This window comes from Centipeda periodontii DSM 2778 (assembly GCF_000213975.1).
GTDB lineage: Bacteria > Bacillota > Negativicutes > Selenomonadales > Selenomonadaceae > Centipeda > Centipeda periodontii.
Map to the genome: position 1 here is coordinate 1,943,514 of NZ_GL892076.1, position 18,761 is coordinate 1,962,274.

The following is an 18,761-nucleotide window of genomic DNA, read 5'->3' on the forward strand; positions in this document are numbered from 1 at the left end:
TCAGTGCTTCCTATATTATTTGAAGAATGGCATCTTCGGAAGTCCCATGCCGCCGAGCGACGGCATTCCGCCCTTGCCCTTCATCTTCTTCATTTTCTTCATCATCTTGCGCATCTCGCCAAACTGCTTGAGCAGCTTGTTCACATCCTGCACGCGCGTTCCGCTGCCGGCAGCAATGCGTTTGCGGCGGCTACCGTTGATGATTGTGATGTCCGCGCGTTCCTTCGGCGTCATCGCGCGGATGATCGCCTCAAGCTGACGCATCTCCTTGCCGTCAAGGTCAAACTCCTGATCACCGAGCTTCTTCTTGAGATTGCCCATCCCCGGAATCATGCCGAGGATACTACTTAATGATCCAAGTTTCTTCACCTGCTGCAGCTGATCGAGGAAGTCGTCGAGTGTGAAGTCATTCTTGCGGAGCTTCGCCTCCATCTTCTTCGCATTCTCGAGGTCGAAGTTCTCCTGTGCCTTCTCCACGAGCGAGAGCACATCGCCCATGCCGAGGATGCGCGATGCCATGCGGTCGGGGTGGAACACCTCGAGCGGTTCGAGCTTCTCGCCCATACCGACAAATTTCACGGGGCAGCCCGTGACTGCCTTGATCGAGAGTGCCGCGCCGCCACGTGCATCGCCGTCCAGCTTCGTCATGATGACGCCGTCAAGTCCGAGCGATTCATCGAAGGACTGCGCGACGCTCACCGCCTCCTGTCCGGTCATCGCATCGACGACGAGCAGAATCTCATGCGGCTTTACCGCTGCCTTGATGTCGCGCAGCTCCTGCATCAGCGTTTCGTCGATCTGCAGACGTCCCGCCGTGTCGATGATGACGACATCGTTCGCGTGCGATGCCGAGTGTGCAATCGCGGCGCGCGCAATGGCAACGGCATCCTCCTGTCCCTGTGAAAAGACGGGAACCTCGACCTTTTCGCCGATCACCTCAAGCTGCTTGATCGCGGCAGGGCGATAGATGTCGTCTGCGACGAGCAGCGGGCGCTTACCCTGCTTCTTGAGCATGAGCGCGAGCTTGCCCGCCGAGGTGGTCTTACCCGAGCCTTGGAGTCCGACAAGCATAATGACCGTCGGCGGATTTGGGCTGATATTCAGACGGCTCTCCGTCCCGCCCATCAGCGCGGTCAGCTCCTCGTCAACGATCTTGATGACCGCCTGTGCTGCCGTGAGCGTGTCGAGCACCTCCTGCCCGACGGCACGCTCCTTGACGCGTTTGACGAAGTCCTTGACAACCTTGAAGTTCACATCTGCTTCAAGGAGGGCCATCCGCACCTCGCGCATGGCATCGCTCACATCGTCCTCGGTCAGCTTGCCATGTCCGCGCAGCTTTTTGAATATGCCCTGCAAACGATCGGACAGATTCTCAAAGATCATTCTCCCACCTCCTTCGTATCATCCTGTGATGTGTATTGTTCCAGTTCGTCCGCGATGCGGTGCACATCGGCGCACGCAATTGGTTCTCTGAGTGCACGCAGCTTTGCACAGACAATAGCAAGTGCGCGCTCCTGTTCCTGCTGGCGTGCGAGGAAACCGAGTGTCTCCTCCATCTCCGCAAGCGCACGCTCGGCGCGGCGGATGCTCTCATGCGCCGCTTGGCGTGTGATGCCGAGCTCCTCGCCAATCTCCGCGAGGGAGAAATCCTCCGCGATGTGCAGGTGCAGGCAGTCACGCTGCTTACCCGTGAGAAGCCCGCCGTAGAGATCATACAATCTTGCGAGGTAGTAAAGTCGCTCCATGCACATCATCCATTCGTAAACACTTCTGCGATTATAACGGCAAACGAAAAGCCTGTCAAGTTTTTTTCTTGACAGGCTTTGATCAATATACGTCCGCGTGTTTTTTGAATGCATTACACCAAACGCAGATGTGTTCTCTTGGAGGACGGATGGTGAAACGGACTCCATGAAAGCGGTGTAGATGCCACCGTCTCCCCCTCTATGGTGAGCGATATCGTAATCGCAATCAGATCCTGCCCCGTCACATCCGTCAAGAGAAACGCATACGCATTTTGGAGATCGGTTGAAAATGCAAGTAAATTACATTCTTCCAAAAAACTGACATAAGCAAACAGAACGCTTAAATCGTCCACCATGCCGCCGTCCGCCATGCCAACACACAAAGCATGAAACGCCTTCACCGGCTTTTGAACAAAAAAGGTCTTCGTATCGGTTTCTTCATTGACAAGCGGCACGCCCTCAAGCTTCATGAAGTCTTCCATAACGGGAAGATAGAATGCCACAGCCCGATCTCCATCGGTCTGCTCCCAGATTTCTGCCATAAAGGGAATTCCGTTCTTGGTTGTGCCATAAGAATAACCTTTATTCTCAGGCGAAATGTTTTCCTGCGAAAAGTCGTATGTGATGAACGGATGATTTGCTTGATAAAATCCCGGCACTGCTGTCACAGCTTTAGATGTATCATTGGTGCATATTGTTCCAACATCCTGAAATACATCTGCAAATGCGTGAAAATTTTTCTTTTCACCTCTATCAATAATTGCAAATGCTATCGTTTGAAAGTATTTATGATATCCTTCATCCATAAGAATATCATAAAAATACTTTGCAACACTGTGTGGATCGTGCCCAAATGCCCCGCATCCCCATGCGCCAAGAACGAGTGACGAATACCCATGCGCTGCGGCAACGGCAAACATTTTCCTTAGCCTTGATTTCATTACACGGGACAGCACATCGGGAGAAACCTCCCGCGCCGCACCGTTGCGGTTCGGCGCAGGAATCGTAATGACAGAGGTCAGAAACGGCTCATCCAAAAAAGCATCATGAAGATCCCGAAAGACGCATACATGGGGAGATAGTATCATGTAGTCGGAATCACAGGAATTTTTCCGACGATTGTTATAGTCATACATCTCGTATGCCGCATCGCTGCCTATGGAGTGATAAAGCGTACTCTCTCTGCACAAGCATTCTTCCTGTGCATTTGCGCCGTTTCGAAAGCCGCCGCCGGGTACATGTGCATTGGCGAAATTCATTACGAGTACATTCTCCATTCCCTCGGCACAGGCAAAAGAATCTGCCTCCAAGACATAGATATCAGGAGTATCTGATATCGAGCAGCTACTTTTTGCAACTTCTCCACAGCGTTTTGCCTCTTTGGCATCTATGAGAATTGCTACGCTATAGTCCTCATTGGGAAGAACTATTGTTTTTCCATGCTTTTGGTACCTGCCTTGATGCGTGATCTGTATGGTTTCTTCCGCGATTCGCCTGCGTTCCTGCCGAGACATGGCAGCCCCTCCTTTTTCATCTCATTGCATGGATTTCTTCCTGACCCACTTCCAATCTTCATATCCTTATGTCACGAAAGATCAACGACGGAACTTCTCGATCGGCTCTGCGTGATCGGTCACGAACTCGACCGTGCCGATGTACTCACCCGCTGCATCATACATCGCCTGATAGTGCACACGGATCGGACGCTCGCGGATGTAGCGATGCACGATCATCTGCGTGCGCTTCTTCGCCTTGAAGTCGGCGATCAGATTCCGCACCACGGGAATGATCTCGGGCGGGTGGCAGTTCATCACGTCCCGCCCGAGCGCGGACAACGGACGCGTGAACACCTGCCCCTCGTTCGTGAAGAAGCGGACAACATCGTCCTTGTCGATGAACGTGATGTCCACGGGCAGCAGCTGAAGGATCCCCGTTAGCTGCTCCATCGACAGCTCGCCCGTCGGGAACTGGAGCTTCCCGCCCACCTGAGACTGTGCGAGACGAGCCGCCTCCTGATCGAGCCACGGCTGCGCCTCTGCCCACGCAGGGATGGGAACACCGAACGAGATGCCCATATCCGGCAGGTCATGATAGCAACGATACCATTCCATCTGCGTGAAATAGCGCAGACTGAGCGGGAAGAGAATCTTCTCCTCCTTGAAGATCATCTCGCGGATGCGCTGCGTGAGTGCACGGATCCGCGCCTCGTAGAGCGGCAGTGTCTCTGCATCCGCTTTGAGCGCCTTGATAATCATGGCGAGCTCGCGCTTCATCTCATCGTCGATGCCCCACATGACCTGCGAGGGGCCCGTGACACCGTAATCGTAGAGAATCGGCATCAGCAGCTCTTCCTTCTTGATGTAGTGAGAGCGCACATCGCCGAGTGCGAGAATGTGCTGGAGCATGACATCCGTTCGCTTTGCGCCGTCCAGCTCGCCCTCAATCGTGTCGAGCAGCGCGTCGAGTGCCGCATTCTCCGCACGCAGGATCGTGAGCGGATGCCCCTCGGGCAGCGCGTCGATATCGTCGGGATTCACCGATGCCGCCTGTGCGTGAATCTCATCGTGCGAGAGCGCACCCGCCGGCGGCTCGCTCGCCACGCCGTGAAAGAGTGCCGAATGCACATCGCAGAGACGCTGCACCTCCGTGATCGGCATTCCCTCCTTGATGAGTGTCTGCTCTGCGTCCATAATCTCCTGCGCCTCGACGTGGCTGAACTCCTGCACGAAGTCCGCACGGACGGAGTCGAGATCCTCGCCGCTCGACAGGCGTTCGATGAAGTTCCGAATGCGTCCCTGCCGCGACTGTGCATCATCGCTGATCACCTGATATCCGCGCTCCTCGAACGCCGCGATGACCTTCGAGAGTTCAATCCCCTTTACCGCCGCACCGCGTGGAATTGTCATAATGCGCCCCATCACATTCAGCGCAACGGGGTTTGTAATCTCCTTAAAGCCGATCCCCGCCATGATCTCCTTTACTTCGGGATTCTCCTCCACCAGCTCGGCGACCGTCTTTTTCAAATCGAGTACCTTTTCCATGGGTTCTCTCCTTTATCTATATTATCGTACATCATCATCTCTGTGTGACGATTATAACGCAAAGCAATGAAAAAGTACTGTAACCTTTGATACGAAAAAAGGGCTGCTCCGAAAAAAGAGCAGTCCCCTATTCTTACAGTGTCTTAAACGTAAACTCCCGCCCGTCGAAGCCAAGTTCCACGGTATCGCCGCCGCGCACATCACCCGCGATGATCTTCTTCGAGAGTGCCGTCTCCACGGTATGCGTGAGCAGGCGACGCAGCGGACGCGCACCGAAGTCGGGGTCAAAGCCCTCGTCTGCAAGTGCCGTAATCGCCGCATCTTCCCACGTCAACTGAATATCCGCCTGACGCTCAAGACGCTTGCTGAGTGCCGCGAGCATGATTGCCGCGATGCGCTTCACATCGTCCTTTGTAAGAGCCTTGAACACAATCGTATCGTCCACGCGGTTCAGGAACTCAGGGCGGAAATACTCCTTGAGCAGTGCACGCACCGCCGTCTCCGCCTCCGCGTAGTCCTTGCTCAGAATCTCATGCGAGCCGAGATTGCTCGTCATGATGATGACGGTGTTCTTGAAGTTCACGACGCGCCCCTTGCCGTCCGTCAGACGCCCGTCGTCGAGAATCTGCAGCAGGACGTTGAACACGTCGCGGTGTGCCTTCTCGATCTCGTCGAGCAGAATGACGCTGTACGGACGACGGCGCACCGCCTCCGTCAGCTGCCCGCCCTCATCGTAACCGACGTAGCCCGGAGGCGCACCGATGAGACGCGAGACGCTGTGCTTTTCCATATACTCGCTCATGTCGATGCGGATCATGCTCCGCTCATCATCAAAGAGCGATTCGGCGAGGGTCTTTGCAAGCTCCGTCTTGCCCACGCCCGTGGGGCCGAGAAAGATAAACGAGCCGATCGGGCGGTTCGGATCCTTGATGCCCGCGCGCGCACGCAGGATTGCCTCGCTGACGGCGGTCACCGCCTCGTCCTGTCCGACAACGCGCTCGTGCAGCACCTCCTCAAGGCGGAGCAGCTTCTCTCGCTCGCCCGTCATCATCTTCGTCACAGGAATGCCCGTCCAACGGCTGACGACACGCGCGATGTCCTCCTCGCCGACCTCCTCCTTGAGCATCCGCTCGCCGTCCGCCTTGGCGGCAATCGCCGCCTCCTCTTCCGCGAGTTTCTTCTCGAGTTCCGGCATCTTTCCGTATTTCAGCTCCGAGGCGCGCGCAAGGTTCTGGGCACGCTCCGCCGCCTCCATCTCACCGCGCAGTTCGTCCATCTCCTTCTTGATGGCGCGTACGCGCAGGATTGCCTGTGTCTCGCTTTCCCATTTCGCTTGGAGTTTCTGCTCCTCATCATGCAGCTGCTCCTTCTCAGCGACAAGAGCGGCGAGTTTTTCCTTCGATGCCTCATCCGTCTCCTTTTTCAGTGCCTCCTCCTCGATGTCGAGCTGGAGAATCTTGCGCCGAATCTCGTCAAGCGGTGCGGGCATGGACTCGATCTCCGTGCGCAGCTTTGCCGCCGCCTCATCGACGAGGTCGATTGCCTTGTCGGGCAGGAAACGGTCGGAGATGTAGCGGTCGGAGAGCGTCGCTGCCGCCACAAGAGCCGCGTCGCGGATGCGTACGCCGTGATGCACCTCGTACCGCTCCTTCAGACCACGCAGAATGGAGATCGTATCCTCCACGCTCGGCTCGCCGACCATGACGGGCTGGAAGCGGCGTTCGAGCGCCGTATCCTTCTCGATGTACTTGCGATACTCGTTCAGCGTCGTTGCACCGATGCAGCGCAGCTCACCGCGCGCAAGGAGCGGTTTCAGCAGGTTACCCGCATCCATCGCCCCCTCTGCCGCGCCCGCACCGACGACTGTATGCACCTCGTCGATGAAGAGCAGTATCTGCCCCTCGGACTTTGCGATCTCGTTCAGCACGCCCTTGAGACGTTCCTCGAACTCGCCGCGGAATTTCGCGCCCGCGACCAGTGCGCCCATATCGAGCGAGTAGAGCGTCTTGTTCTTCAGCGACTCGGGCACATCCCCCGCCACAATGCGGCGGGCAAGCCCCTCGACAATCGCTGTCTTGCCGACACCCGGCTCACCGATGAGCACAGGGTTGTTCTTCGTCCGACGTGAGAGAATCTCGATCGAGCGGCGAATCTCCTCATCACGCCCGATCACGGGATCGAGCTTGTTCGCACGCGCTGCCGCTGTCAGATCGCGTCCGTATTTCTCAAGTGACTGATAGCCCTCCTCCGGGTTGTCGCTCGTGACATTCTGCTTGCGATGCTTCTGAATCGCCTCCTGCACCGCGCTCTTCGTCAGACGGAACTCACGCGCGATGCTCTGTACCTCGTCGCTCCCGTCCGTAATAAGTGCGAGCAGCAGATGCTCGGTCGAGACGTACTCATCCTTCATCGACTTCGCCAATTCCTCGGCACGCCCGAGCACGCGTACCATGTCCATCCCCATGCCGAGACGATTCGTCCCGCGCACACTGGGGATGGCGGCGAGCTCCTTTTCGAGCCGTGCCTTGAGCAGCGGCAGATCAACACCGCAGACATCAAAGATGGTTGCGAGCAGCCCCTCCGGCTCCTTCGCGAGTGCGAGCAGTACGTGTACCGATGTGATTTCCTGATGATAGCGCATCGCCGCGATCTGCTGTGCCGATTGCAGTGCCGCGAGCGTGCGCGCTGTGTATTTATCCTGTTCCATAATGTGTCCCTCCACAGTTCATTTCATATTTATGAGCTTATTATACCAGATAAAGTCAAATAGTCAAATATAAATTTTGTTTTTTTGACTTTTATTTTTTAGAAGAGGCTCTGCCTTCGTTGAGCAGAGCCTCATACATTCAGATCATATTCTTTTTATACGCGTCGTAAAGCTCCTTGAGCTCCTCCATCTTTGCATACATCTCAAGCTGCAGCGCGGATGCCGTCGGATAGTCGCCCTCATTGAGTGCCTTGATGAGCAGCGTAAAGAGCGCCTTGTCGTCGATCGTGTCCTTCGCGAGATAGATGCGCAGATCGTGGATCTTGTTCCACATATAGGCATCCTGATCCGTCAGGAAATCACTCTTGATCTCCGTCATGCGGCGCACAATGTTGCGGTTCTCGGGAATGATGCGGCTGATGAGCTCGATCTTCCAGCGCAGGAGTGCTCCCGTGCGGAACGAGTCGATGATCTGCGGGCGAAGTGTGTTCGCCTGTGTGAGCACCGCCACCTTCTCGGGATAGAGATCAAAGCCGAGCATATTCTCCCAAACCGTCGCGGGCGGCTTGCCGAAGCGCGCATCGCGCTCGTCCGCCGTATAGTGCTCGAATACGTCCTCCTCGCTCCGATAGGCACGGTCGGTTTCGAGGTAACCCGCAGGTTCCCCCGGCTGCTTCGAGAGTTCCGCGAGCAGCTCATCCGCCGTGCGTCCCTCCGAATACTTGATGCCGTCGAGAATTGCGAGGTACGAAGCGGCAATGACGAGGTAGGTGTTCGAGTAGGGATTGGTCGCACGCAACTCGAACCGCGTTGCGAGCGGGTTTTTAAGATCGCGGATCAGGCTGACAAGTACCGTACGGTTGCGCGACGGGATCGCGGGCGATGCCCCGAACGAGGTAACGACGCAGACCGGCGCCTCAAATCCGGGCTTCAGGCGGTTGAATGCGTCATTCGTCGCCGAAACAAACGGATTGATCGCCTCATAGTTCTTGAGCAGCCCCATCAGTGCGCTATAGCCGACCGCATTCATATAGTGTGCATTCTGGTCGTCTGCGGCAAAGAGGCTGTGACGCTTGCCGTCTTTCGTGATCGCCGCGAGACTCAAATGCGTGTGCTCGCCGTTGCCCGCCAACCCGATCAGCGGCTTCGCCTTGAAGTTGACCTCGAGTCCGTAGAGTCGGAAGATCTCACGAACAAAGGTGCGGACGAAGAGTTCGTTATCTGCCGCCTGCACGGCACTATCATACTGCCAGTCGATCTCGATCTGCTCGCAGACATGTGTCATGCGCCCGCTCTCGTTGATCTGCGCCTTGAGGCCGCCGACCTCCTTGTGCCCCATCTCCATGTGGAAGCCGTATTTGTCGAGCTGGATAATGCAGTCCTCAAGTGCCGTACGCACAGCACCGTGCGTACGCTCCCAGTACTGCTCATTCATCACCTGCGAGGCAGACATCTCCTCGATGGATGCGTTGTCATCGAGCGGTGTTTTGACCCAGAACTCAAGCTCCGTCGCCGACGTAAAGGCGATGTCCACGATATCCGCGCCGTTCAGAGAGGGCGCAGCGGAAATCTCAGGATTCCGATGGAAGAAGTCGAGGAGTTCCTTTTTCACATAGGCGAGCGTATCCACGATTACCGCACGCGAGTCGACGCGCTTCTCCTCATGTATGATGAATGAGGGAATGCGCAGCGTCCCAATCGGCAGCCCCGTCTCCTCATCCGCCCCCTCGGGGTCGTAGTCGACAAACCAGTTGACCGCAGGATCAATCGGAAGATCCACCTTCGCGTTGTTGATCGTCGCGATCTTCGGCAGGACGACGGAGGAACCATCCGTCTGCACGGCGGTTCCGTTGTAGAATTTCTCAATGTCCTCAATGAAAATCCGCACGGGAATCTTCTCGTCCGTATCGTTGCCCGCCATATCGATGCCGACAAGCGAGACGAAGCGCACCTCGGGATGCGCCTTGAGCTGGCGGATAACCTCTTCACGCGGCGTGTTGGCGGGAATCTTATAGAGGAGCTCGTTCATCTTTGCGTACCACCCTTTTTCTAAAAGAATGCCATGCGGCATAAACTCACGCGCCCATCTTACCATTTTTCGGAGGTTGTTGTAAAGATATTGAGAAGAAGTATTCATTTCCTTAATTTCATACACATTGACGATCATTCCCTATACACATAGAATATAGGAAGACATACATAATAAAGAGAAAGAAGAAGATGCCATGAAAAGCAAGATGGATGTAGATTGGACATGGATTCGCTCACACCTGCCGAGAGAGTTTGCAGATCGGGACATCGGATTTTTTGGCGGCTATTACTTGGATGGCAGGAACGTCATGTTGGAGGGTGAGCGCGGTGAACCGGACACACTGGAGTATGCGGCACGCGACGAGGAGGATCTTCGCCTGTGGCAGTTTGATCACGTTTGTGAGCTGCTCAGCTATGCGTTGGAACTGGAGCACCGTACGGAAAATTCAAAAAAATGGCGCTATGTAAGAGTACGCGTCGAAAACGGAAAATGGCTCTATGCAGAGCGAAGGTCGTATATCTATAACGCCATTGAGGATACACGGCTCGCCGCATTCGAACGGTATCTGCGCCTCATCCACCCCGTCTATTCACCGGAGCACTTTGAGGAGCGCGTACAGGCGCATGTTCGACTGATGAACCGCTGGTACCGTACGCCGCATTGGGACTTTGACCGAAACGCGCTCTGCTTTGTCGAGGTCAGCGATGCAAAGGAATACGGAGGCGATGCAGATGACACGGAAGAGCCACGGACAGGATCAGTAATACAAATGCTGTAACGTAAACGGAAATCGGTCACAGAGAGGATGATGGCTATGAATATCACCATTCGCATCTTGCAGCTGAAGGGACGGGCGCATGAACTCATCCACCGTTTCCCCGTCGCCGTCTTTTGGCAGGCAGCCCTGTTTCTCGTCGGTGCAGGCATTATCCTGCTGCGCCCCGATTTGTATGCGGAGGGTTGGCACAGCGACTATTTCGAGCATCTCGTACGCCTCGCCCCCGCCGTCTTCGGCGCATGGATGATGGCGGTCATGTTCCGCCTCTTCACGGATGTATTTCCCGTGAAAAAATCCTTGCTGCTGCATGCGGCATCGTCTGCCGTCCTGTTCCTCCTCCTTGCCTATGCGTGGTATGGCGTGGAAAATCCGAGCCGCCATCTGATCATTGGAACGCAAGGCATCTATCTCGCACTCGCCTTCCTTGCGCTCTTTCTCCTCGAACGAACAAACAAAGCCCCGGGGCTTCCCGCCCTTCTCTTTGCCGCCGCCTTTTCCATCGTGACGAGCATCCTGCTCTCTCTCGGGCTCATCCTCTGTGTCGCCGCATTCTGGGCACTGATCGTCACCGATGCGGACGGATGGCTGCCCGAGACGACCTATCTCTTCTCCGGTCTGATCGCATACGGCGGCTGGGGACTTGCCGCATTTCTCGGCGCACTGCCAAGTGCGAACGCACGCTATCAGTTCCCCGCCGCCACGCAGAAGCTGCTCCTCTATCTCTTCTTCCCCGTCTATCTCCTTCTGCTCATCGTTCTCTACCTCTACGTCGGCAAGATCATCGGCGTGGGCGAGATGCCCGTCGGCACGATGAATTGGTACGCCTCGTTCGCGCTCCTCGGCTTCGCCTTTTTCTTCGGCACACTTGCCGCGCAGGAGCGTCTTCCCCTCTTTTCCCGCTTTCTGAAATGGGGGCTTCTCCTCTTCCTCCCCATCCTCGCCGTCCAGCTCTACGGCGTCTATCTCCGCTATGAGGCATACGGACTGACAACGCTGCGCTACACCTCCATGATCTGTACGTTCTGCGGCATCTATGCGCTTGCCGTCGCCTTCCTTCGGCGAAAACCGCAGCAAGTATACCTCTGCGCCGCCATCCTCGCGCTCATCTTCAGTCTCACCCCGCTCAACGTCGTCGACGTACCGCTCCGCAGTCAGGAGGCACGGCTCAGTCAGCTGCTCACAGAACACAACCTCATGCAGGATGGACAGATCATAAAGCGTGACGACACGCCGCCCACGGTTGTGGACGAGATCATCGATATTGCGTTCTACCTCGAACAGGATGCCTCCCCGCTCGCCGCAGAGGTATTCGACACCAAGTTCAACGCGATGCGCGCGTCCTTTTACTTCTACGGAGAGGACTTTGAAGAACTCTCCATTGCAGGCTATCGCACGCTGCTCCCATTTGATTCGAACAAGATTACGCATGAGGGTGTCCTCGTCGTTCCGCGCACAGACGGCACGGAGGAACGCATTGACCTGAACCCCTACGCGCACATACTCGTACAATATGGAGAGCAAAACGAAAAATCCATCCTCAGCAAAGAACTGCAGAACTACGAGACAGGCAACTACCTCCTCCACTTCGACCATATTGCCGTCAGTCGAGCCGAGGACGGCCGTGTTGTCTGGGACAGTGCAAAGGGATTTGTACTCATACGCTAGGGAAGCACGCCCTCCCTGTTCAATCTGTGCAATCATGCTGTGTTATCAGCGATGCCTAAAAAGGCTGTTGCACAAGGACAAAATTGTCTTCGTGCAACAGCCTTTTTCATAGGACAGGATTTATCGGTGCTTCCTCAGGTCTTATAGTGATTGATATCTGCCGAGAACGCCGTCGTGACATCCTTGAACTGCTTGATTTTTTCCATCATGTCCTGCAGCTTCAGATTATATGTGTGCATCGCAGCGTTGACTTCCTCAGTTGAGGCGGAGTTTTGCTCCGCCATAGCAGCGATATGCTCGACCTTGCTGAGAACATCTTCCATATTCGTCATCTCGGTCTTGATCTGCTCGATGATGCCCGAAATGCTTCCCGACACGCCGCGAATGTTGTCGATGTACTGACTGTTCCCCTCGACAACATGGACGAGCTGATTGCTCTCACGCTCCAAGACCTCATATTCCTCATTGACCGAAACGACGACCTCGTTGATGATACGCGTGACCGCCATGACATCGGACGTGATGACCTCTGCATGTCCCTGTGACTGCTCGGCAAGTTTGCGGACTTCCTCGGCGACGACACTGAACCCTCGCCCCTGCTCCCCTACCCGCGCCGCTTCAATCGCCGCATTGAGGGCGAGCAGGTTTGTCTGACCGGCGATATCCGTCACCAGCCCCGTGATCGCCATGATCTTCTCCGTCGCCTCTCTGAGGGACTCGACTGCTTCCTTCACCTCAGTGAATTTTTTCATGCTGTGATTGAGGTTCGTACTGGATGCCCGCACCTTGCTGAACCCCTCGTGAATGCTGTTGACGGCGTAATTCAACTCATCATTGTTCTTGACCTGCTCATTGATGACCGATTGCAGCGCTTTCATATTATCGTTGAGGAACGCAGCCACAGATATGGTATTCTCCGCCCCGGTCGTAGCGCTGTCGGCAATCTCGTTGATCACACCAGCGATATCCTCCGAGGCACCCCCCATATTTTCAGCCAACCCGTCAAAGTCAATGCCATATCGCCGCAGTTCGTCCCCTGTCCCCTTGAAGCCCGTAAAGTTCGCCTGCGCCTGCTTGCGATACTTGATCAGCTTGTCACTCACCCGCTCGAACACGTCGCCTGAGCGAAGTGTCAGTGCGTCGAAATATTTGTTTTCCAACAGCTGATCGATTTCTTTTTCGATCGCGCCGAGCGGACGCAGGAGCATACCGGCGCCGATTGTAGCAAACATGGCACCGCACGCAGGAAGGACGAACGTCTTCCACGAAATATCGCTGATGCTGATCAGCACGGATAAAATCAGAGTCCCTGCAAACGTCAGCAGACCAATGCCGCCCGCCAATGAGCCGGTAAAGGAAACAATCTTATTGATGCCAAAATTTTTCTCTCGGAAGATCGGTTTTTCAAAGGTGAGCTTCAGCTTCATATGAGTGGCTGTCTGTTCCAGTACCTCGACCCCGAGTTTTTCCTTAAAATACTCGGTCGAACCATTGAGCAACCCGCGAAAATAGTCCAGAAGCCCCCGATTCGAGTCATAGGTAAATACCGCCTCGTATTCCGAAATCGGCGTCATAATAAGCTGAGGCGGTTTTGCGCCCGCAATCTTTTTCACAATCTCGACATGAATATCATACGTCGATGCCAAGAATGTATATAGATTTTTATTCGCGAAAAAAGACGGATACACACGCGCAAAGGACTTGATATTATCGCGTCCCATTTCATACCAAATATCTCGAACAGACAGACCATTCGCCTTGCTGAGCGTGTCCATCAGGCGTTTGATCGTGCCGTCGTCAACGTCCTCAAGCGGCAGAAAGAGCCGATCCGGCTCCCACCCCATCTCCTGCATAACCCTGTCAACCAACGCATTGCCCCACAGCTCACGCGACGTACTAATCCAAGTTGCTACCACGGTACCTTTCATATGATAGAGCCCTCCCGAACTCATATACACAATCTTCCCTAGTTTATATAATAGGACATTTGTAGGAAAAAGAAAAGCAATTTTGCAGCTTTTCCTGTCGGATGGATTACAACGGTAAAAAGATGAGCAAATCGAAACCTTATGTCCGACTCCATGCACACAGCCGCCGCTCCGCCCAGTCGAGCAGGATGAAGAGCACGAGCCCCATCGCGCTGAGGACGACGATGCCCGCGTACATATCGAGGTAGTTCACGCGTAGCCATGCATCCATGATGTAATAACCGATGCCATACTGAGTGCCGAATGTCTCCGTGAAGAAGAGGACGGAGATCGCCGTCGCCATCGCTACCCGAACGGCTGTGATAAACTTCGGCAAGGAGGCGGGCACGATGATGTGCCGCACGATCTGGGCGAATGTTGCGCCGAGGACGCGCAGCGGCGCATAGGTCTCGGGCGGGATCGCAGCCACGGCGTCGCGCACGGCGACGACGACCTGAAAGACGATGATAAGGAACACGAGGAGCATTTTGCTCGTCTCCCCCACGCCGAAGAGGAGCATGACAACGGGCAGCAGCGCGATCTTCGGCACGGGATAGGTCAGGTAGAGGATGGGCGCAAGCAGGCGGTTCACACGCGGGAAATAACCCATAAGCACGCCGACGGGATAGCCGACGGCAACAGCGACAACAAGGCCGAGGACGATGCGCAGGAGGCTGTAACCCGCGTGCACGGCGATCGTGTCGGGGAACTTCTGCATGAGCCGCAGGAGTACCTGCTCGGGCGACGGGATCACGGGCATCTGGAGAATCTGTGCCGTGACAGCCCAGAGTACAAGACAGAGAAATATGCCGAACGCAAACATCTGCAGCGAAATCTTGCCCATCATACACCGCTCCCCGCGATCTTTGCACGCAGTTTTTGTCCCAGCACAAAGAACTCCGGCGTGGAGCGATTGGTGAGATCGCCCGCAAACGGATTGTCAATGATCTCGGCGATGCGCCCCGGCGTTCCAGTCATGACGGCAATCCGCCCAGCGAGTGCCAGCGCCTCCTCGACATAGTGTGTCACAAGCATGGTGGTGACGGCGTATTTTTTTCGGAGCGAGAGGAACACCTCCTGCATGGACTCGCGCGTAATCGCATCGAGCGCGGAGAACGGCTCATCCATCAGCAGGAGATCGGGCGCGAGGAGAAAGACGCGCGCAAGCCCCACACGCTGTTGCTGTCCGCCCGAAAGTTCGTGCGGATAGCGCGTGAGAAGGTCCTTCAGTCCGAGGTCGGTGACAAGCTCGTCGAAAATAGCCTTTCGCTTTCCATCCCATTCGCCCTTGATCTCTGCGCCGAGGAGGATGTTCTCGCGCACGGTCTTCCACGCGAGCAGTCCGTAGTTCTGCGGCAGAAAGCCAATGCGCAACACACGTGGGTCAACGGGCGCACCATCGGCGTGCAGCGTGCCCGCCGTCGGACGCACAAGCCCTGCCACCACACGCAGCAACGTCGACTTGCCGCAGCCCGATGCACCGATCAGCGCGAGTACTGTCCCCCGCTCGACGCAGAGCGAAATATCTGCGAGCGCGTGCACAGCGTCCTCCCCCGTTCCGTAGTCCACGGACACCCCCGAAAAGCACAGCAAACCATCACCCCACATTCATTTCTGTTTTTATATGATGTTCTCAAACTTCGCAGATAAAATAACGAGATTCGCCGACGCAAAGAGCAGATAGTATTGCAGAAGGTTCTTCCTGATACCGCGATACCGCGTCTTGCCCGCATGAAACAGCCTCTTTACAATCAGAAACGGATGCTCCACCTTGCTGCGAACCGAGGCTTTCGCATGCTCGATCTGCTTGTCCCAATTCGTTTCTTTGTATTCTTTCGTCATGCGGTTCTGCGAATGTCTTTTGGCAATGCGGTAGTCCACACCTGAAAGATCGGGGTTCTCCCGTATTTCCGTGCGCTTTTCCACACCGAGATATCCCGAATCCCCATAGACAATATGATCATCTTCGCGGATCAGTTCATGTGTCTTTGCAATGTCGTGCACGTTGGCAACGGTCGCTATAATCGTATGGACATAGCCTGTTCCGGCATCCGCACCGGAATGAATCTTCATGCCGAAGTACCACTGATTCCCCTTCTTCGTGGAGTGCATCTCAGGATCGCGGGACTTTGTCGCGTTCTTGGTCGAACTCGGTGCATGAATGATCGTTGCATCCACAATCGTACCGCCGTGCATGATGAGTCCAGAGGCTTCCAACCGCTGTTTCACGTCATCGAACATCTTGCGAGTGATGTCGTGCTTTTCGAGCAGGTGACGAAAGTGGAGAAGCGTCGTGGCATCAGGTGTCTGTTCTGTGGAAAAATCAATCCGCAGAAAGCGTTTCATGGCGTAGCTGTCATAAATTGCATCCTCGATTCCTTCGTCAGAAAGACCGAACCAGTTCTGCATGAGGTACATGCGTAGCATCGTTTCCAGTGGAATCAGTTTTCTGCCACGCTCTGGACATAGTACGGCGCGATGAGTGCCATCCATTCGTTCCAAGGAATGATGGATTCCATGGCTTCCAGAAAGGCTTCACGCCGTGTTGTTCTCTTGCGGTTTGCGTATTCCATGTCCGTAAATGTTTGTTGCACCATTTTGTTTCTCTCCCTCATCGCGTTGTTTCTTCCTCTTATTGTAATCTTTCGGAGGTGAATCACGCAACAAAAGAATTTATCAGCGTTTCCTTAACACCTCGTTGCTTTTAATTGTTTCAATCCACGTACCCCGTGCGGGGCGCGACTGTACGGATTGACTTCTCTCGATTGTCAATCCAGTTTCAATCCACGCGCCCCGTGCGGGGCGCGACTTTCGCGTGCATTACCATGTCAAGTCCTTGGTTTCGGCTCTTTGTCAATGCTTGGGGAGAAAAATAATGGAGATTTTTAGGAAAATTTTGTCCGACGGCTTTTCCGTTCCTCATCGTTGATAATATACATGATGCGACGTCGGAAGTTTGCGAAGTTCCGGAATCCGTAGCAGACTCGTTTTAGGACTTTAATCGTATTGTTGCAGCCCTCGGTGAATCCGTTGTTATATCCGGTACGGATTCCGTTCCAGATTTCTTCTTTCCACTGTTCGATCGTCTTTAGAACTCTGATGAATGGCGCAATATTGGAGGCAAGAACGTGCTCCCTAAAATCCCGCAGCCGCTCCTTAAACATTTTCCGATCACAGCTGTCAAAAATACGACAGTATTCTTCTTTCAAGGCGTGGGCAACAGCCAATTTGTCGGAGAAGCTGAACATCTGTGAGAGTTTTGCGCGTTCCCCGGAGCTGAGTTTTTGCTGTCGCCGGAGCAGCACACGGCGTGCATTTTTGAACCATTTCTTATGTGGTTTATCAAGCTCTTTCTGGACTTCTTTTCGGATGCTGTCCAATGCCTCGTTGGCAAGTCGCACTGCATGGAACTTGTCGGCTACGATTTCTGCATTGGGAAAAAAATCCTCAACGAGCCGACGAAAGAGCGGAGATAAATCCATGCTGACCATCGCAACACGTTCACGATCCACAAGCGGATAGCTTCGGATTCTGTCATAGAATGTTGCAACGCTCCGATCATCGATGATGTCACAGCACCTACGATTCTGCAAATCGTTGAGCACGACCTGAAATTTTGCACCGGCATTTCCGCGAAACTCATCGATTGAGATGACGGTACTTAAGGTTTTTTCGCTTGCTGTCTCTTTTTCCTCAACACGGTTTATGGCTCGCTCAAAATGACGCATAATGGTGTTCACTGAAATTCCGTGTCTGCGTGCAATAAGCGCGGACGGAACAAGTTCGTTATGCTCCTTGATGATGTTGTCGATTTCACTGCGGGGCATCCGTTGACAAGGATCTATGAACGGATTGTTCTCGGAGAATTTTTTCCCGCAATCTTGGCAACGATATCGCCGTCTATTGTAGATATAATTTGTTTCTGATGGAATCCCGCACAGGTTTTGTTTCCGATAGTCATGTGTATAGGTGTGCTGCGACCCGCAATCAGGGCAGACATGATGCTTACGCGGCAAATGAAATTGTACGCAGCTCTCAGTGGTTATTTCCTTGCAGTCCTCTGGTAGTTTTAATAAAAAAATGTTAAAATCCTCGTACATGGAGAAAGCCCCTTTCTGATTGTTTTCGCCAACACACAGTATAGCGGAATTTCTCCATGAAAAAAAGGATGGATGCCAGCATTTGCGGTCATCCATCCTTTTTTTTCATGAGAAGTATTGGTCAAAACGGAATTTCGTCATCATCGACTGCCGGGAACGGTGCTTCGGAAAACGATTCATCCGAAACTGTTTCCGGTATCTCCTCGTTTGTTTTACCATCTCTCTTTTGAGGTGTCAGGAACTCGATCTCCGTGGCGACAACTTTCGTCTGATACGAAGTATTCCCCTGTTCATCTCGACGGCGATCTGTATCAAGACGACCGATCACATTGATTCGATCGCCACGCATCAAATGATCGACACAGGCATCGGCGAGCTTATTCCAAATTTCAATTTGGAAATAATTGACGGGATACTTCCCCTTCTCGTTTCTTTGAAAACCTTTCCGGACGGCAAGCGGAAAATGAATCACGTGCTTCCCTGTTTTCGTGTAGTGTTCGCGAATGTCCGCAGCGAGGCGTCCACTCAAAGCTACAATGTTCATCAGAATTTCCTCGCTTTCATTGTTGGACGTTTGGGGGCTGCATCCGGTTTTCCATTTTTATCCGGCAGCGTCGCTCTACCCCAATGCGCCGTAAAGCCCAGCCCTTTAGGGCTGGGGATATAAGGCCCGTCCGCCGAATTTGCGCAAGCATTTGAAGGCGGACAAATGTTTTTCGTTTCTTC

14 protein-coding genes and 1 pseudogene are annotated in these 18,761 nt (G+C 54.3%); 2 read left to right on the plus strand and 13 right to left on the minus strand.

What is annotated here, in order from left to right:
• Positions 1–15 precede the first annotated feature (15 nt).
• From ffh to HMPREF9081_RS08855, 6 genes are all read right to left on the minus strand, one after another.
• Positions 16–1,383 carry a signal recognition particle protein gene (gene ffh / locus HMPREF9081_RS08830; protein ID WP_006306838.1) on the minus strand — a complete coding sequence of 456 codons (1,368 nt, stop codon included), beginning with the start codon at positions 1,381–1,383 and terminating at the stop codon, positions 16–18.
• Positions 1,380–1,745, minus strand: a complete 366-nt coding sequence (locus HMPREF9081_RS08835; protein WP_040394932.1) for a sigma factor-like helix-turn-helix DNA-binding protein — start codon at positions 1,743–1,745, stop codon at positions 1,380–1,382. Before HMPREF9081_RS08835 ends, ffh begins: the two co-directional genes overlap by 4 nt.
• Before the next feature lie 113 nt (positions 1,746–1,858).
• On the minus strand, positions 1,859–3,259 hold the full coding sequence (locus tag HMPREF9081_RS08840; RefSeq protein ID WP_006306840.1) for a TIGR02452 family protein: 1,401 nt from the start codon (positions 3,257–3,259) through the stop codon (positions 1,859–1,861).
• A gap of 81 nt (positions 3,260–3,340) precedes the next feature.
• Positions 3,341–4,786 (minus strand): DUF438 domain-containing protein, encoded by a 1,446-nt coding sequence (locus tag HMPREF9081_RS08845; protein WP_006306841.1) that lies wholly within the window; start codon positions 4,784–4,786, stop codon positions 3,341–3,343.
• Between the two features lie 133 nt (positions 4,787–4,919).
• Positions 4,920–7,493: an ATP-dependent chaperone ClpB gene (gene clpB / locus HMPREF9081_RS08850; protein WP_006306842.1), complete on the minus strand. Its 2,574-nt coding sequence runs from the start codon at positions 7,491–7,493 to the stop codon at positions 4,920–4,922.
• Positions 7,494–7,632: 139 nt separating this feature from the next.
• Entirely contained in the window at positions 7,633–9,522 is a 1,890-nt protein-coding gene (locus tag HMPREF9081_RS08855; RefSeq protein WP_040394934.1) for a type I glutamate--ammonia ligase, read from the minus strand.
• A 196-nt stretch (positions 9,523–9,718) separates the two neighbouring features.
• On the opposite strand from HMPREF9081_RS08855, the gene HMPREF9081_RS08860 reads away from it, so the two are divergent.
• Complete coding sequence (locus HMPREF9081_RS08860; protein ID WP_006306844.1) at positions 9,719–10,303, plus strand: hypothetical protein; 585 nt, start codon at positions 9,719–9,721, stop codon at positions 10,301–10,303.
• A gap of 36 nt (positions 10,304–10,339) precedes the next feature.
• Positions 10,340–11,968: a DUF4153 domain-containing protein gene (locus tag HMPREF9081_RS08865; protein ID WP_245529876.1), complete on the plus strand. Its 1,629-nt coding sequence runs from the start codon at positions 10,340–10,342 to the stop codon at positions 11,966–11,968.
• Positions 11,969–12,102: 134 nt separating this feature from the next.
• Here HMPREF9081_RS08865 and HMPREF9081_RS08870 read toward each other — a convergent pair whose 3' ends face one another.
• From HMPREF9081_RS08870 to HMPREF9081_RS14210, 7 genes and pseudogenes are all read right to left on the minus strand, one after another.
• The gene (locus HMPREF9081_RS08870; RefSeq protein ID WP_006306846.1) at positions 12,103–13,896 is read right to left on the minus strand and encodes a methyl-accepting chemotaxis protein; all 1,794 of its coding nucleotides are present in this window, start codon (positions 13,894–13,896) and stop codon (positions 12,103–12,105) included.
• Positions 13,897–14,035: 139 nt separating this feature from the next.
• Positions 14,036–14,782, minus strand: coding sequence for an ABC transporter permease (locus HMPREF9081_RS08875; RefSeq protein WP_006306847.1), 747 nt, complete (start codon positions 14,780–14,782; stop codon positions 14,036–14,038).
• Positions 14,779–15,543, minus strand: coding sequence for an ABC transporter ATP-binding protein (locus HMPREF9081_RS08880; protein WP_006306848.1), 765 nt, complete (start codon positions 15,541–15,543; stop codon positions 14,779–14,781). Before HMPREF9081_RS08880 ends, HMPREF9081_RS08875 begins: the two co-directional genes overlap by 4 nt.
• Before the next feature lie 12 nt (positions 15,544–15,555).
• Positions 15,556–16,532 (minus strand): annotated as a pseudogene (locus HMPREF9081_RS08885) (IS5 family transposase).
• 288 nt (positions 16,533–16,820) lie between these two features.
• Complete coding sequence (locus tag HMPREF9081_RS08890) at positions 16,821–18,035, minus strand: ISL3 family transposase (protein WP_040394936.1); 1,215 nt, start codon at positions 18,033–18,035, stop codon at positions 16,821–16,823.
• A gap of 121 nt (positions 18,036–18,156) precedes the next feature.
• On the minus strand, positions 18,157–18,579 hold the full coding sequence (locus tag HMPREF9081_RS08895; RefSeq protein WP_006306852.1) for a single-stranded DNA-binding protein: 423 nt from the start codon (positions 18,577–18,579) through the stop codon (positions 18,157–18,159).
• The coding region (locus HMPREF9081_RS14210) for a hypothetical protein (RefSeq protein ID WP_218916827.1) at positions 18,579–18,761 on the minus strand (183 nt) is incomplete at its 5' end. The genes HMPREF9081_RS08895 and HMPREF9081_RS14210, both read right to left, overlap by 1 nt.

Excerpts from the sequence above, each read along its gene's own strand:
- HMPREF9081_RS08875 (WP_006306847.1), bottom strand. The coding sequence starts at position 14,782 with ATGATGGGCAAGATTTCGCTGCAGATGTTTGCGTTCGGCATATTTCTC.
- HMPREF9081_RS08890 (WP_040394936.1), bottom strand. The coding sequence starts at position 18,035 with ATGTACGAGGATTTTAACATTTTTTTATTAAAACTACCAGAGGACTGC.
- HMPREF9081_RS08860 (WP_006306844.1), top strand. The coding sequence starts at position 9,719 with ATGAAAAGCAAGATGGATGTAGATTGGACATGGATTCGCTCACACCTG.
- HMPREF9081_RS08840 (WP_006306840.1), bottom strand. The coding sequence starts at position 3,259 with ATGTCTCGGCAGGAACGCAGGCGAATCGCGGAAGAAACCATACAGATC.
- HMPREF9081_RS08870 (WP_006306846.1), bottom strand. The coding sequence starts at position 13,896 with ATGAAAGGTACCGTGGTAGCAACTTGGATTAGTACGTCGCGTGAGCTG.
- ffh (WP_006306838.1), bottom strand. The coding sequence starts at position 1,383 with ATGATCTTTGAGAATCTGTCCGATCGTTTGCAGGGCATATTCAAAAAG.
- HMPREF9081_RS08865 (WP_245529876.1), top strand. The coding sequence starts at position 10,340 with ATGAATATCACCATTCGCATCTTGCAGCTGAAGGGACGGGCGCATGAA.
- HMPREF9081_RS08835 (WP_040394932.1), bottom strand. The coding sequence starts at position 1,745 with ATGGAGCGACTTTACTACCTCGCAAGATTGTATGATCTCTACGGCGGG.
- HMPREF9081_RS08845 (WP_006306841.1), bottom strand. The coding sequence starts at position 4,786 with ATGGAAAAGGTACTCGATTTGAAAAAGACGGTCGCCGAGCTGGTGGAG.
- HMPREF9081_RS08880 (WP_006306848.1), bottom strand. The coding sequence starts at position 15,543 with ATGTGGGGTGATGGTTTGCTGTGCTTTTCGGGGGTGTCCGTGGACTAC.
- HMPREF9081_RS08895 (WP_006306852.1), bottom strand. The coding sequence starts at position 18,579 with ATGAACATTGTAGCTTTGAGTGGACGCCTCGCTGCGGACATTCGCGAA.
- HMPREF9081_RS08855 (WP_040394934.1), bottom strand. The coding sequence starts at position 9,522 with ATGAACGAGCTCCTCTATAAGATTCCCGCCAACACGCCGCGTGAAGAG.
- clpB (WP_006306842.1), bottom strand. The coding sequence starts at position 7,493 with ATGGAACAGGATAAATACACAGCGCGCACGCTCGCGGCACTGCAATCG.